Origin of the sequence: Filimonas zeae, from assembly GCF_014641615.1 — a bacterium.
GTDB classification, from domain to species: domain Bacteria; phylum Bacteroidota; class Bacteroidia; order Chitinophagales; family Chitinophagaceae; genus Filimonas; species Filimonas zeae.
Genome location: NZ_BMIB01000007.1, coordinates 23,787 through 38,469, shown reverse-complemented (window position 1 = coordinate 38,469; position 14,683 = coordinate 23,787). Strand labels below are relative to the sequence as shown.

General features: G+C 46.5%; 9 protein-coding genes. 1 reads left to right on the top strand and 8 read right to left on the bottom strand.

Annotated elements, in window-relative coordinates:
• Nucleotides 1-6: 6 nt before the first annotated feature.
• The 8 genes from kdsB to IEY13_RS28225 all read right to left on the bottom strand — a co-directional run bounded on the left by kdsB (nucleotide 7) and on the right by IEY13_RS28225 (nucleotide 13,278).
• Nucleotides 7-738, bottom strand: coding sequence for a 3-deoxy-manno-octulosonate cytidylyltransferase (gene kdsB / locus IEY13_RS28260; RefSeq protein ID WP_188958893.1), 732 nt, complete (start codon nucleotides 736-738; stop codon nucleotides 7-9).
• A 2,362-nt stretch (nucleotides 739-3,100) separates the two neighbouring features.
• Entirely contained in the window at nucleotides 3,101-3,382 is a 282-nt protein-coding gene (locus IEY13_RS28255; protein ID WP_188958891.1) for a hypothetical protein, read from the bottom strand.
• Between the two features lie 45 nt (nucleotides 3,383-3,427).
• A complete protein-coding gene (locus IEY13_RS28250; RefSeq protein WP_188958889.1) occupies nucleotides 3,428-4,543 on the bottom strand; it encodes a PQQ-dependent sugar dehydrogenase in 1,116 nt (371 codons plus the stop codon).
• 80 nt (nucleotides 4,544-4,623) lie between these two features.
• The gene (locus IEY13_RS28245; RefSeq protein WP_188958887.1) at nucleotides 4,624-5,094 is read right to left on the bottom strand and encodes a DinB family protein; all 471 of its coding nucleotides are present in this window, start codon (nucleotides 5,092-5,094) and stop codon (nucleotides 4,624-4,626) included.
• Nucleotides 5,095-5,167: 73 nt separating this feature from the next.
• Nucleotides 5,168-6,460: a TolC family protein gene (locus IEY13_RS28240; RefSeq protein ID WP_188958885.1), complete on the bottom strand. Its 1,293-nt coding sequence runs from the start codon at nucleotides 6,458-6,460 to the stop codon at nucleotides 5,168-5,170.
• Nucleotides 6,461-6,520: 60 nt separating this feature from the next.
• Nucleotides 6,521-9,595 (bottom strand): efflux RND transporter permease subunit, encoded by a 3,075-nt coding sequence (locus IEY13_RS28235; RefSeq protein WP_188958883.1) that lies wholly within the window; start codon nucleotides 9,593-9,595, stop codon nucleotides 6,521-6,523.
• A gap of 14 nt (nucleotides 9,596-9,609) precedes the next feature.
• Complete coding sequence (locus IEY13_RS28230; protein ID WP_188958881.1) at nucleotides 9,610-10,674, bottom strand: efflux RND transporter periplasmic adaptor subunit; 1,065 nt, start codon at nucleotides 10,672-10,674, stop codon at nucleotides 9,610-9,612.
• A 186-nt stretch (nucleotides 10,675-10,860) separates the two neighbouring features.
• Complete coding sequence (locus IEY13_RS28225) at nucleotides 10,861-13,278, bottom strand: TonB-dependent receptor plug domain-containing protein (protein ID WP_188958879.1); 2,418 nt, start codon at nucleotides 13,276-13,278, stop codon at nucleotides 10,861-10,863.
• A 196-nt stretch (nucleotides 13,279-13,474) separates the two neighbouring features.
• Between IEY13_RS28225 and IEY13_RS28220 the strand changes: the two genes are divergently transcribed.
• Nucleotides 13,475-14,650, top strand: coding sequence for a GAF domain-containing sensor histidine kinase (locus IEY13_RS28220; RefSeq protein ID WP_188958877.1), 1,176 nt, complete (start codon nucleotides 13,475-13,477; stop codon nucleotides 14,648-14,650).
• Nucleotides 14,651-14,683 lie beyond the last annotated feature (33 nt).

The window sequence follows — 14,683 nt, the reverse complement described above, 5'->3', positions numbered from 1 at the left end:
CAGAGTTTACTTATTCAGGTATTGGGCAGCGCGTACCAGATCTTCCGGCGTATCTATTTCCACGCCCATGTACTCTACTGTAATCATTTTAATAGGCACACAGTTTTCTAGGTAACGCAGGCATTCTATTTTTTCCGCAGCTTCTAACGGCGTCATAGGCCAGCTGGTAAAATTGAGCAGCGCTTTTTTACGAAAGGCGTATACACCAATATGCTCGTAGTAAGTAATGGGTAAATCTTTACTGCGGGGATACGGAATAACACTACGGCTGAAGAAAAGGGCATTGCTGTTTTTATCTACCGCTACTTTTACGTAATTGGGATCGTCAATAAACTCCTGCACTTTCAGCACCTGCATCAGGCTGGCTACCTGTACCTTTTTCCCTTCTTCGCCTTCAAACACACGCAGAATCTTTTGCAGGGGTTCTTTCTTCACAAAAGGCTCATCCCCCTGTACATTCACCACTATATCCACTTCCATATCTGCCACTGCTTCCGCTATACGGTCGCTTCCGCTTTCATGTGGCTTTTTGCTCATTACCGCTTTACCACCGCTACCTGTAATCTGGTCAAAAATGATGGTACTGTCTGTTACCACCACCACCTCATCAAACAGCCCGGTTGCCAGGGTATTGTCGTAGGTATGCTGAATAACAGGTTTATCGCCCAGCATCTGCATCAGTTTGGCAGGGAAACGGCTGGCGGCATAACGCGCAGGAATGAAAGCAACTTTCTTCATAGGGCGAATTTATTCAATTTCAAGTAACGGCGGCAAGCAAGCCTGCCCGGATAAAAGTTTATTTCACTAGCTTTTGATACCGCTGCCGTTGGTCGTCCTTTAATTAGTTGTATTCTGTTACTAATGCTTTACCTGATTATGGCTTATCAGTTTTTTTTCAAAACCACATTTTTACTTGAAAAGCTACAACAGACCTCTTGGTTTGAAGAAGAACTACATGTGCCTGTACCCCCTATTACTATAATAACTATTGCTGTTATTATTCTGGGGGGATTGATTATAGCCAGGGAGCTGCCCACTATTATATTAGACGTAAGCAGTGTGTTCGGGTGCTTTGGCACACCATCAAAAGCCTGGCGCTGAATTCCACCGCAATCGCTACTTCGTTGATGAACCTTAGCATTGGGTTCTTTGTGATTAAAAAGCATAAGCAAATTGCCGGTTTTATAGAAGCAGACAAAAAATTAGTGAGCAAGCCAATTGCTTTGGTATGAAAACTAAGTGTAACGGTCCGGGCCGCTGGTTTACCCGAACCGTATACTTAGTAGCCTCCCCCTTTATTCTAATATGTCAAAGAACTATACATGCCGTTCCGGTTATTCTTTTAACCGGCGGATCATGATTCAGATGGCTGCCTTTGCAAACCACCAGTTTGTTTCTTTTACGGGTGTGAAAATGGTGTTTGTACCTGTCATCGCTATAACCGGGTAAAGCCTGTTTGAGGACGCCTCTCTTCAAACAGCACTTTCAGCGTGGCCCCGGTTTCAGCGGCTGACAACACAATGATACGATGGCAAACAGGCCATTTGCGTTACGATGTAGGCAAACGACAGTCTGGAGTATGCAAACGACCGTTTCGTGTATGCAAACGACATAGCACATGCCTCAAACCCATATAACGACTGCATTCTACGTCTGACACAGCCAGCAGCAAGGATTTCAGAAGCTATTTTGAACAATGCGGACAGATTGTCATTCCCGGCCGATTTTCAAATTTTAACTAAAGCGACGGGGAAGCGAACCCGTGGCGAAGGCACACCGAAGAAACGGCTATCTGTCAATATGTCAAAGAACTGGCCATGCCGTTCCGGTTATTCTTATAACCGGCGGATCATGCTTTGAGTGGCCGCCTTTGCAACCACCATTTTGTATTTTTTATGGGTGTGAAAAAAAACCAAACGACAGAAATCGTATGCTAAACGACAGACCACCGGCCAAAACCCTTACCTGTGCCGGGTTTGCGGTATAAAAATCGTATTAGCAAAGGGTTTCAGCGTGAGGCTTTTGACAGGAAACACCCTGAATGTCGTATGGCGGAAAAGCAGAGCGAAGGATAAGCGAACCAGAAGCGAAGGACGAGCGATGGAGAAAGGGACGCCATAAATGTTAAGACCACTCTTTACACCTGTTTTCCAAGTCCGGAAAATTGTTTAAATTTGAGTAAGACGAATGAAAAAAGCAAATACACATAAAGACAAACTTTCTAAAGGAGAGCGACTTCATTGGAAACCTCTGAAGGAAGGCATTACCATACGTGTTTCCCGTGACGCAGTATACGGAAGATTTGTTTCAGAACACGAAATCAGGAACAGGCAACAAGGCTCTGGTAATTCCAATAATTTACTTGTTCCTTGACATTCGATTATCCAGGCTATCCTCTAAAATTTATACAACGTGATTGGTGTAGAGATAGTTCCGATCACATTTCTACTTACATCTATAAGTTCTATTCTCCGATAACCACGTATCACTATATAGTTCGAGCAGAATATCATAAACATGACGTTTTTGCTATAAAGTTTTATTGCAAAAAAGACCGCAAGAGCGAATACAAATACTCAAAAATTGTAAACCGCGGCGATCTGGGAAATATTATAATGAGCTGTGCTAAAGTTATTCCTCTCCTTTTAGGAGATTATCCCAGAGCCTCTTTTAGTTTTGCAGCATCCCGCTCTATTGATAGTTCAAACAATACCATTGAAGATGCACCTGATACCCAACGCTTTCGTATGTACAAATACATGATTCCGATTAAATTCGGGTTTCGAACATTTAATCATATTGCTTACGACATTATCAGCAGTTATTTGCTTCATAACAGAAACTCGGAAAGTAATCAGTCTGACATAGAGAATATGTTTAAAAACTCTTATACAAATTTGTACAGCCTTACGTTATAGTATCTGCTTTATTCAGGGAAAGCTATGATATGCATTTGCATATAATCCTCCTCTATCAGCCGCATTTTATATGCAAAAGCATATAAATCTGATAAGGTAGGAACGAGGTAAAAAACTAGGGGGCAACCCTCCGTAACATAACACATGTACATCGAGCTGCCCCTTACTGATAACGTTACTACTTATGCCGGTACGCGATCAAGCAGTTTAGGTAAAGTTTCCACTGCGTATTCCACCGCCGCAACGGGAGATAAGAATAGCAAAGCTTCGTTGCTTTCATCTGTAAACATGATGCCGGGCGCTTTTCCTGGTTCATGTACACTGTTGTAAACGCCTGGCTCGTGTAAGCTGTAAAACGCTATAAAATATTCTGTTGGTATGCTGTGTGAGGATTCGCCGCCCGCTTTGCGGGATTCTACAATCACCCACACATCTCTTCCGTTTATATTTAGCTTCTCGTTCATAGGTTTGGTTTTATATCAGAAACAATAAAAGATTATGCCACGGCCTTAGTCCAGGCGGGATATTTCTACCAGTTTGTCGCCGTTATTGCCATTGCTGGTACACAGGTACACACGGCCGGCTGGCGAAACACAGATATCACGTAGTCTGCCCCAGGTGCCATCAAAATACTTTTGTGGAGCGCTAACGGAATTGCCATCAGCAGAAAGCGCAAACCGGTACAGCGTGGCATCTTTTAACGTGGTTAATAACAGCGAGTTTTTCCAGGCAGGTATACGGTCGTTGTTATAGTAATCTAGTCCGCAGGTGGCCAGGGTAACATTCCCGGTAGACCATATGGGGCCTTTTACATTGTTCTCGCTGCAAAAGCTGGTTTCAGAGCCGTTACAGGGGCCTTCTACCCGCGGCCAGCCATAGTTTCTGCCCTTCTCAATAATATTCAGTTCGTCTTCCACACCTGCGCCATGTTCGGAGGCGTATAGTTTATTGTTTACCATTACCAGGCCTTGTGCATTGCGGTGGCCGAGGCTCCAATACGGGTTACCTGCTATGGGGTTATCAGCAGGTACGGTACCGTCCAGGTTTAACCGCAGTACTTTACCATTTACCACGCTGGTGTTTTGTGAGCGTGCGCTGGCATTGGCATCGCCGGTGGTGATAAACAGTTTATCACCGGCAATCAGCAGACGCGAACCGTTGTGAATACCTGCGGCGGGAATGGAATCAATAAGCGTAAACGGAGCGGTGAGGGTGTTGTTCTGTGCTGTAAACCGCACCACCTTTTCGCGATAGCCGGAAGGGCTGTTGTAGTTATATACTACGTACAAATAACCATTACTGGAAAAATCGGGATGTTGTACCATGCCCAGCAGGCCACCTTCTCCATTCGATACCACATCGGTGATAGTGTGTGAAAAAACAGTGGCTCCGGTTTCGGGGTTAATCTTGCTTACTTTACCGGCCCGCTCCGTCATCCAGATATGATCGTCTTTACCCCAGAGTATTTCCCAGGGAAAGTTCAGATTACTACGTAGTACGCGGATGGAGTCAGAAGGCCAGTCTTCATCGGGAGGTGTTGCGGGATCATTGTCATCATCTTTCCGGCAGGCGGAAAGCAAAAGGCCGGTTGCAAGGAAGAACGCGGCGATAGCGGGAGTTTTCATATGCGCTTTTTGCTGTAACACAACGCAAATACCCTGCCTGTTACAGGCAGTAAATATATAAGTAGCTGAAAAACAGGCGACTACCTGACAATATCTGTATCGATAGGCACATAACCCAGGTGACGGCTTAAAGAGAGAATCTGACCCTTATGGTGAAATTCGTGGGTAATAACATGGGTAAACAGTTTTAATGGCGTAGCGGTTACCCCATTGTTGTTGATGGAGAAAGACAACGTGTGGAAATAGGCATTGTTGAACTGCTCCAGAAACTCGCTGATGAGTATATCAATACTATCAAAAAACTGGCGGCATTGTTTTACAGAAGTGATTTGCCCGTAAGCAGGGAAGCTCATAGTTCTGCTTAAACCATGCTGCCCAATCCAGTACTGATAAGTGGTACCGATATGCACCAGCAGGTTGCGGATGCTGCCTCTGCCAAAGGAGGAGTTAGCTATGATGAAATCGCCTGCGGTCAGCTGGTCGCAATACTCCAGCAAGGCATCTCTCGAATCAGTTACCATATCATATTGCGCTACCAGTAACTCTTTCATATTTAAATATAACTAATAAACAGGAAAAAGTAAATACCGGTAGTGCCCGTTAACGGCAAAATAATAAGGGTGGTTATTGTAGCAGGCTGCCCAGTCGCTTCAGTTCTATTTCAGCGGCTTTGGCGGCAAAGTTCAGGTTTACCAGGCGGTAGCCGGCTTCTTCAAAACTCTGTTGTGCCTGGCGTACCTCCACTATGGTGGCCTGTTTTAACTGAAAGCGTTTTAACACCAGATCTAACAGTTGCTGTGCTATTCCGTAGTTGGTTTGTTCACGCTCCAGCTGTTGCAGGGTGCTGGTGTAACTCTGGTAGTTCTTTACCATGTTGGCGGAATAGTCGCGCACCAGGGTTTGCCTTTGCAGTTCGGCTGTTTTTACGTCAATTTCTGCGGCCCGCTGCTGGCGTTTAAAAGCAAGGCCGTTGTAAATAGGTATTGCCAGGCTTACACCCAGTGTAGGGCCATAGCTGTTATTTAAACGGGTATCGCCCGCTGCGCTTTTGTTGTATACAAAGTTGTAACCGCCGTTGGCACGTAAAGAAGGATAACGCTGTGAGGCAGTTTCTTTTACAATATACCCATTAATAGCTACCTGCTGCGCAGCAGCAACAATATCGGGGTTAGAAGCCAGGCGCTGTTCAATATTGGCCAGCAGGATACCCTTATCTACGGTAATGGTATCCTGTATGGTAATCAGCGAGTCTGACTTTAAGGTAAGCAGGCGTAACAATTCTGTTTTAGCCTGGGCTATTACCAGCTGCTGCTGGGCCTGTGTTTGTATAAGTGCCGTAACATCCAGCTGTGCCTGAAACAGATCGGCATTATTGGCCAGGCCCACTGTTTGCTGGGTTTTAATAATGTCCAGCTTTTGCTGTGCTACCTGTATAGACTGGTCAATGGTTTTTACATAACCCTGCTGGCGCACCACATCAAAATAAGCCGTCATAACCGCTGCCAGTATATTCTGTACCTGGGCGTTCAGTAACTGTCTGCTTTGTGCTTCCAGTTCTTCCAGCCGGTTTTTGGTAGCCACTACACGGTAGCCGTTAAACAGTATAATACTACCGGTTACGTTGGCGCTGAGGTTGTTGGTAGCTACGTTGCTGCGTTTGGTATTACGGGCGGTGTTGGCAAACTCCTGGTTAATGGTAGTGATCTGCTCCACATCATTCGCATTTGCGTTTACCGTAGGCAGGCCACCGGCCACACCGTAGCTGTTCAGCACTTCGTTGCGCTGTACATTGTTTTTGGCCACCTGAATATCCAGGCTGTTCTTTAATGCTATATCAATGGCATCGGGCAGCGTAAGCGGTTGCTGCGCCGCTGTAAACAGCGGCGCCAGCATACCCAATATCACCAGTTTTTTCATCCTTTCGTATTTGGTTTCTAAACAGATTACTGTTGTATCCGGCTGTTACCCCGCCGGAGGTTATTCACTTATTCTGGTAACATGCGGTTTGTGTTTGCCGGAGATGTACGTATACACCGCCGGAATTACAAACAGCGTTAATATTAACGAGAACACGATACCGCCTACAATTACAATACCCAGCGGAATACGGCTGGTAGAGGCCGCACCCAAACTTAACGCAATGGGCAATGCACCCAGCGAGGTAGCCAGACTGGTCATAAGAATAGGCCGCAGACGCTGCTGCGCTGCTTCTACTACCGCCTGCATGCGCGGTAATCCTAACTCCCGCTTCTGGTTGGCAAACTCCACAATCAATATCCCGTTTTTGGTTACCAGCCCAATCAACATGATCATACCAATTTCGGAGAAGATGTTGAGTGTTTGCCCGAATATAGCCAGACTGATTAAAGCACCTGCCAACGCCAGCGGCACGGTAAGCATAATGGTGAACGGATCGAGAAAGCTTTCGAACTGTGCTGCCAATACCAGGTAGATAAATATCAACGCCAGACCAAAGGCAAACATAATGTTGGAAGAGCTTTCTGCATAGTCGCGCGAAGCGCCGGATAAGGCCGTTTGATAACTGGGGTCCAGCAATTTGTCTGCTATGGCCTGCATGGCTTTTACACCGTCACCAATGGTTTCTCCTTCTGCCAGGGAAGCAGAGATAGTGGCGGATTTGTAACGGTTAAAGTGATACAGGGTGGCCGGGTTACTGCTTTCCTCCAGCTTAATCACCGCGTCCAGCGGAATATTCTCACCGGTGCTGCTGCGTACAAACAGCCTTTCAATATCGTTAGGTTTATCACGATCGTTCCGCTCTACCTGGGCAATTACCTGGTACTGAAAACCATTCATGATAAAGTAAGCCATACGGCCACCGCTAAAGGCAGACTGTGCAGCGGCAATTACATCCTGGCTGGATAAGCCCAGGTCGCGCGCCTTCATACGATCGATGGTAAGTTGTATCTCAGGCTTATTGAATTTCAGGTTTACATCTACGTTGCTGAAGGTTTTATCCTTACGGGCTTCTTCCAGAAACTTAGGGATGATCTCTTTCAGCTTTGTCAGATCCTGGTTTTGCAGTACAAACTGTACGGGCTGGCCAGAGCGGGAGCTGGAGCCTACGGCAATGGTTTGCTCTTGTGTGGCAAAAATGCGCGCATCGTTAAAGCGGCGCAGCTTGCGTTGCAGGTCGTTGGTAATTTCAGCCTGACTGCGGTTGCGCTCTGCCGGAGGCGTTAAACCAATACGTGGCTGCGAGCTGTTGGTACCGCTGTTTCCGCCGCCACCACCTACACGGGCAAATACAAAGTCACGTTCAGGAACCGAGTCGTATAGAAATTGCGATATACGGTCGGTAACATCCCGCATGTAGTTAAAGCTGGTTCCTTCCGGGCCTGTTACGGTAAAGCGAACGCTGCTACGGTCTTCCAGCGGCGCTATCTCGCTACGCATACCACCTAGTATTAACCAGATAGCTGCACCACAGGCAATAATAATCACCCACGAAATCCAGCGCAACTTCATAAACCCTTCCAGTAAACGGCGGTAGCCGTTTTCCATACCTTCAAAAAAGGGTTCTGTTTTGCGGTAAAACCAGCCGTGTTCTGTATTCTTTTTAGTAAGGTATACGTTTAGTACCGGTGTAATGGTAAGCGATACAAAGGCCGATATTAATACGGCTGCTGCCAGCACCACACCAAACTCGCGGAACAAACGGCCTACAAAGCCCTCCAGAAATATTACGGGTAAAAACACAATGGCCAGCGTAATGGAAGTGGATATAACGGCAAAGAAAATTTCCTTACTGCCTTCCAATGCTGCCCTGCGTATATCCAGCCCTTCTTCCAGTTTACGGAAAATGTTTTCGGTTACCACAATACCATCATCCACCACCAGACCGGTTGCCAGTACTATACCCAGCAGCGTTAACACGTTAATGGTAAAGCCGCAGATGTACATGATAAAGAAAGTAGCCACCAGCGAAATAGGAATATCTATCAGCGGACGTATAGCGGTTAGCCAGCTACGGAAGAAGAAGAAGATTACCAGTACTACCAGCCCAAAGGAAATAAGCAGGGTTTCTTCTACTTCTTCCAGTGAGTTGCGGATGTTTTTGGTATTATCTATCAGTACCTGAAAAGAGATGTCTGTTTTGTTACTCTTTTCTATTTCATCTATACGCTTGTAAAACTCATCGGCAATGGCAATGTTGTTAGCGCCGGGCTGTGGAATTACCGCTAAACCAACAGCGTTAACGCCGTTGTACTTCCAGCTTTGTTCCATTTGCTCAGGCCCCAGCTCTACCGTAGCCACATCGTTCAGGCGTACAATACCCGCGCTGTCTTCTTTTATAATCAGATCTCTGAACTGCTGTTCGGAAGTTAAGCGGCCCAGTGTACGTATGGTTAATTCTGTATTGCTGCCGTAGATTTTACCGGGTGGCAGGTCTACGTTTTCGGCATTCAGCGAGGTACGTATATCGGTAAAGGCTACGTTGTAAGCATTCATTTTATCCGGCTTCAGCCATATACGCATGGCGTAACGCTTTTGTCCGAATATGTTTACCGAGCTAACGCCCTCTATGGTTTGTAACTGTTGCTGTAAAACGTTTTCGGCATAGTCACTCAGGTCCAGCAGACTTTTAGAGCGGCTTTGCACAGCCAGCAGCAGAATAAAATCGCTGTTGGCATCGGCCTTGGATACAACGGGCGGCGCATCAATATCCTGTGGCAGGCTGCGCTGTGCCTGACCCACTTTATCGCGCACATCACTGGCAGCCGCTTCCAGGTCGGTACCCAGGTTAAACTCTACCGTAATATTACTGCTACCCAGCTGGCTGGAAGAAGTAATGGTTCTGATACCGGGAATACCGTTGATCTGCTTTTCCAGCGGCTCGGTAATCTGGCTTTCGATAATATCGGAGTTGGCGCCGGTATAAGAAGTAGAAACGTTAATAGTAGGCGGGTCAATAGCCGGATAATCCCGCACGGCCAGAAAGGTAAAGCCCACCACCCCCAGCAGGATAATGAATATGTTCATTACCGTTGCAAACACGGGCCTTTTTAAAGAAAGTTCAGATATGTTCATTACTGATAATCCGTTTAGTTTTTACTGCCACCGGTACCTGTGGCGGTGGAATCAACCAGTTGTTCCAGCGATTTTACCTGACGCACTTTTACGGCTGCGTTCGGCTGGGCAAACAGCACACCGTTTACTACAAGGGTATCCCCTTCCTGCATGCCTTTGGTAACGGCCACATTAGAGCTTTGTCTTAATCCGGTTTGAACAGATACAAAGCTGGCTTTACCATTTTTTACCAGTACCACCTGTTTGTTCTTATCGTCTGGTATAATAGCATTGGTAGGAATAAGAATGGCTTTGTTGGATGCTCCTGCACCCACATATACTTTTACAAAAGCACCGGGGTTGGTTTTGCCATCGGCACCAATTACTGCGCGCACTTTTAAATTGCGGGTTACAGTGTTGGCCTGCGGCTCTATAGCAATAATGCTGGCTTTGCGGCGGGCAGCCTGCGGGCCATCCAGCTCCACCTCTACCGTACCACCGGTACGTACCAGATTGCCATATTGTTCAGGTAACGTAAAATCTATCTTCAGCTGGTTCAGCTGCTGCATAGTAGCCAGTATGCTGGTGTTGTTTACAAAAGCACCGGGGCTTACCTGCCTTAAACCTACAGTACCGCTGAACGGTGCACGTACCACGGTTTTATCAATCATGGCCTGTGTGTAGGCAATATCTGCTTTAAAACCGTTAACGGCATTCAGGGCAGCATCGTAATCGGCCTGGTTTACGCCGTTTATATCCAGCAGCGTGCGAAGGCGCTCTTCGGTTTTCTCCGCCAGCTGTAACTGTACTTTGGTTTTGTTTAACTGTGCCTGTAAATCGGCATCATTTACACGGGCTATTACCGTACCTGCTTCTATATATTTTCCTTCCGGTACATTCAGGTAAGTAAGGCGGCCACTTACTTCGGGCCTTAGTTCTACAAACTCGTTGGCTATTACCGTACCGTTGGCTTCTACGGTGTTTACAACATTGGAATAACGGGCAACTATTACATCTACAACTGTAGCCTGTGCCGCAGAAGAGGTCTTCTCCGGCTGTTTCTTTTTACCACATGCAACCACCAGGCAAGCGCAAGCCATGATTGCAGGGATGTGTTTTGATGACATCTGTTCGTCTTAAGTAATTTATCTGTAAACGATAACCTGATAAAGATATACACATTTCAGGGCGCTTTTTCCCACAGGGCGCACCTTACGGTGAACCCAATAAAAAAACCGGGCGAATGAAGCCCGGTTCTTTTCCTTTAACAATATGTTTACTTACGCTTAATCTACTATCTGCTCAAAATGCACCAGGCGGCCCTCTTTGTTCATACCCTCTATTACCACGCGCATTTTTTTAGTGATATCGCTGTTGTAAAACTCCAGCGATATGCGGTGTGTTTTAGGATCGGTTAATACATAAGGGTTCCAGTACAGGGTAGAACGCACATCCGGTTGTTCGTGGCGTGAATCTGCTACCGCATAATTGGGCGAGTAAAACTGTTTAAACTTTGTATATCCGGCAATTTCTTTGGAGTCCAGTCCTTTGCCCGGTTCGCTTTTTACATCGCCACCCCTGCGTGTGTATACGGCAATAGCACCACCGGAACCACCGCCAAAGCTACCGAAGAACGGCGGACGCATTACTTTAATATACGCCACATCGGCCATAGGAATATTGCTCAGTTGTTGTGCATCTACCGGCATTTCATCCAGGAAAAAGGAAGTATTACTTCCCCGCCAGGTAGCGCTGGGCTGACCACCGGTTCCGGTATTGTTTATCTGCAAACCCGCTACCCTGCCTTGCAGGTATTGGAATACGCTGAAAGAACTTTGCGCCACCACATCATTCATTACGTCAAACTGGTAACCATCGCCTTTAAACAGGCCGTTGGCATATTTATCGTCCAGTATCTGCATGGGACTTTTGGCTTTTGACCTAACGGTTACGCCTTCCAGTGTGGTGGTTTGTAACAGTTTGGTTAAACGGGCCTGCTCGTTGGCCAGTAAGCGTATGCGGGCATTGCCGCTGGTATCAAATATTACCAGGTTGGCTACCGGTGGCAGATCGCCAATGCGGTAGGGCACCGGTAACAGTCCGTTACTGAATGATACCGCTACGCGGGAAGCCATATCTCTGATTTTGTTAAACTGGTAATACACTTTCAGTGTATCGAAGAACAGCATAGAAGGATCGGAGAAAGAGCCATCCGGACGCAGGGGTAAAAAGTTAAGGGAAGTGCTGGAGTCGCGCGACTTCATAATCAGGTTAATGTTGGCCGCTTCACGAATCTGGATAGGTGTGGCTCCAAACACTTTACCGGAGAAAGACAGGTAAGAACTATCTCTTCTGTATTTGATATCCGGCATTTTGTTGTTGGCAATGTCCTGCCAGTTTATGCGGCGCCAGCCGCTGGTAAGCATTACCAGATCCAGATATTTCTGTAAGCTGTCTGATTCGTTTTTGAAGTAAAAAGCCGGGTTATGAATGTAGCCTCTTAAATCGCTGGTGAGTAACAGGTGCGATACAATGTTATCAGAAGTATCGGCCCCTGCATTCAGGTCGGTTACCGATATAGACATGTTGGCGGATACGGTATCCGGCACATCAATATCAATAAAGCTTTTGGCGCGTTTGCGGGTATCGCCCACCACCTCTATAGTTGGTTTAAAGCTGTAGTTGTGGTTGTTTACAAAAGTAATACGCTCGGCTACGGGTACCCAGTTAGCATCGAACAGGGTAATATTTACCAAACCACTGGGAAGATTACCCACCGGCATGCTGCCACCAATGGCGGCACTTTCGGTAAGGTCTACCTTAGCGCGGTAAATCAGCTGCTGTTGCAGCGTAGCCATAATGTATAAGGTTTTGAAATTGTCCGGCGCATCCGCAGTACGCTCTACCAGAAAGCTGCGGCGTGCACCATATCCGTTTACAGATAAGGTAGCGCCTACGGTTTTCAGTTCGGGTAGTTTTACGGTTTTGGGCTGGCCATCTGCACCGGTATAGGTGGCTGTATAGCTATCACCCGCTTTGGTTTCAATTTCTACGGTACCCATACCATCGTGAACGGCTTTAAAAGTATCTACCAGTTCACCGGCGGCATTGGTAATTTTACCTTTTACAAATACCGGCTTACCCCACTGATCGGTAGCTTTAAAAGCCACGCGCGATTTTAAACCGGCAATCATATCGCCGCCTTCCGGTAAAAACTGCAGATTTACTTCTGTTTTTTTCACGGCAGTAGCGGCGTCCTTTGCCTGTACCACCCGGAGGTCTTTATTATAGAAGAATACGGTATCAAAATTCTTCATCCAGCTGGTATATGCCCGCACGTGAATTACCTGGCCTTTATAGGTAGAAGGGATATCGAAGCTGCCTTTGGCAGTGCCTTCCAGCAAAGGTGTGGTGGTGTGAAACAGCACCAGGCCTGTACCGTCAGTCCAGTCTACATAAAAGTTCTTACTGATATCGGAGGGAAAAATACCGGCTTGCAAGTAAGCTTTAAACCAGATGGTTTCACCTGGTGAGTAAGCCCCTTTGTCAAAATGCAGATAAGCCCTTTCCGGTTGGTACTCTTCGCCCAGTTTGCCCAGGGCTTCATCCAGCTTCTGGGCCTGTACCGTTACACCAAAAGTTACTGCCACGGCCATAGCCACCGTGCGGCAGATACGTTTACTAACCATAGTGCTGATTGTCAAAGGTTTTTAAGTTAAAAAGAAATGGCAGCAGAAAAAATTTCACTAAAAGTAGGCCTTTTACCCAAACTCTTAAGCCGCCGTTAAATGCATATACAATTTTTAGCAATTTATAATCGGTAAAGTACTTAATTTAACTCCCTTAAATGAATGCTTGCCCTAACTTTGAAATACCGTAACCTTATAAACTGGTACCGTAATGATTGAAGCCGCTTTACCCCACAACGAGCAGGAACGCCTGCAGGAGTTATACAAGACTAATTTACTGGATACCGCTTCTGACCCCGACTTTGACGAGATAGTACAACTGGCCTCGCGCCTTTGTAAAGTGCCTATATCGCTGATTACATTGATTGATGCAGGGCGCCAATGGTTTAAAGCCAAAACCGGAATTAATATTCACGAAACGGAAAGAAGCCTTTCTTTTTGTAGCCACGCCATATTGCAGGACGATATTATGGAGGTGAAAGACACTTCCAGAGATGACCGTTTTTCTGACAACCCCTTTGTTACCAACGACCCTAATGTGCGTTTTTACGCCGGGGTGCCGCTGGTAACGGACAAAGGTTATAAACTGGGTACGCTGTGCGTGATTGATAAAACACCCCGTATGCTGGATGAAGACCAGACTTTTGGCCTGAAAGTGCTGGCGAAACAGATTATTAAACTGATTGAGCTGCGCAGCCGCAACCTGGAACTGCAGCACTTGATTAACACACAAAACAGAATTACTTCTATTATAGCGCATGACGTGCGCAACCCGCTGGCGGCGCTGAAAGCGATTATTGAGCTGCAGACCTCCGGCGCTTTATCGGAAGAAGAAACCACTGAAATGCTGGAAATGTCGGCCAGGCAACTGGACAGCACCATTGAAATGGTGGCCAACGTAACCGATTGGGGCAGGCTGCAAATGAAGGTACAGCGCCTGCAAAAGCTGCCGGTGATGTTACGCACGCTGGTAGATCAGGTACTGGTAAACCATACACTTACCGCCAACCTGAAGCACAATACCATTCAGAACGATGTTCCCGAACAACTGGTGGTGCAGACAGAACAGCAGGCATTGCAGTTTATACTGCGCAACCTGATAAGCAATGCCAACAAGTTTACAGAACATGGCAGTATTACCATTACCGCCCAGCAAACAGAAAACAGAACCAAACTGAAGATTTGCGATACAGGTGTTGGTATGGCTATGGATAAGGTAAAAGCACTTTTTGAATCGAACAAGAACTTTTCTACACCAGGTACGCAGAACGAGAAAGGTAGCGGACTGGGGTTGCTGCTGATGAAAGAGTTTCTGGATAAGATTGGCGGGCAGATATTGATTAAGAGTGAGGAGGGTGCGGGGACCTGTGTTACGATTGTATTATAGTGGTGATAGATACAAATACAAAGAATAATAGAA

What these genes read in the sequence shown, in the direction of transcription:
- IEY13_RS28220 (WP_188958877.1), top strand. Translation starts at nt 13,475, where the DNA reads ATGATTGAAGCCGCTTTACCCCACAACGAGCAGGAACGCCTGCAGGAG.
- IEY13_RS28245 (WP_188958887.1), bottom strand. Translation starts at nt 5,094, where the DNA reads ATGAAAGAGTTACTGGTAGCGCAATATGATATGGTAACTGATTCGAGA.
- IEY13_RS28250 (WP_188958889.1), bottom strand. Translation starts at nt 4,543, where the DNA reads ATGAAAACTCCCGCTATCGCCGCGTTCTTCCTTGCAACCGGCCTTTTG.
- IEY13_RS28240 (WP_188958885.1), bottom strand. Translation starts at nt 6,460, where the DNA reads ATGAAAAAACTGGTGATATTGGGTATGCTGGCGCCGCTGTTTACAGCG.
- IEY13_RS28255 (WP_188958891.1), bottom strand. Translation starts at nt 3,382, where the DNA reads ATGAACGAGAAGCTAAATATAAACGGAAGAGATGTGTGGGTGATTGTA.
- IEY13_RS28235 (WP_188958883.1), bottom strand. Translation starts at nt 9,595, where the DNA reads ATGAACATATCTGAACTTTCTTTAAAAAGGCCCGTGTTTGCAACGGTA.
- IEY13_RS28230 (WP_188958881.1), bottom strand. Translation starts at nt 10,674, where the DNA reads ATGGCTTGCGCTTGCCTGGTGGTTGCATGTGGTAAAAAGAAACAGCCG.
- kdsB (WP_188958893.1), bottom strand. Translation starts at nt 738, where the DNA reads ATGAAGAAAGTTGCTTTCATTCCTGCGCGTTATGCCGCCAGCCGTTTC.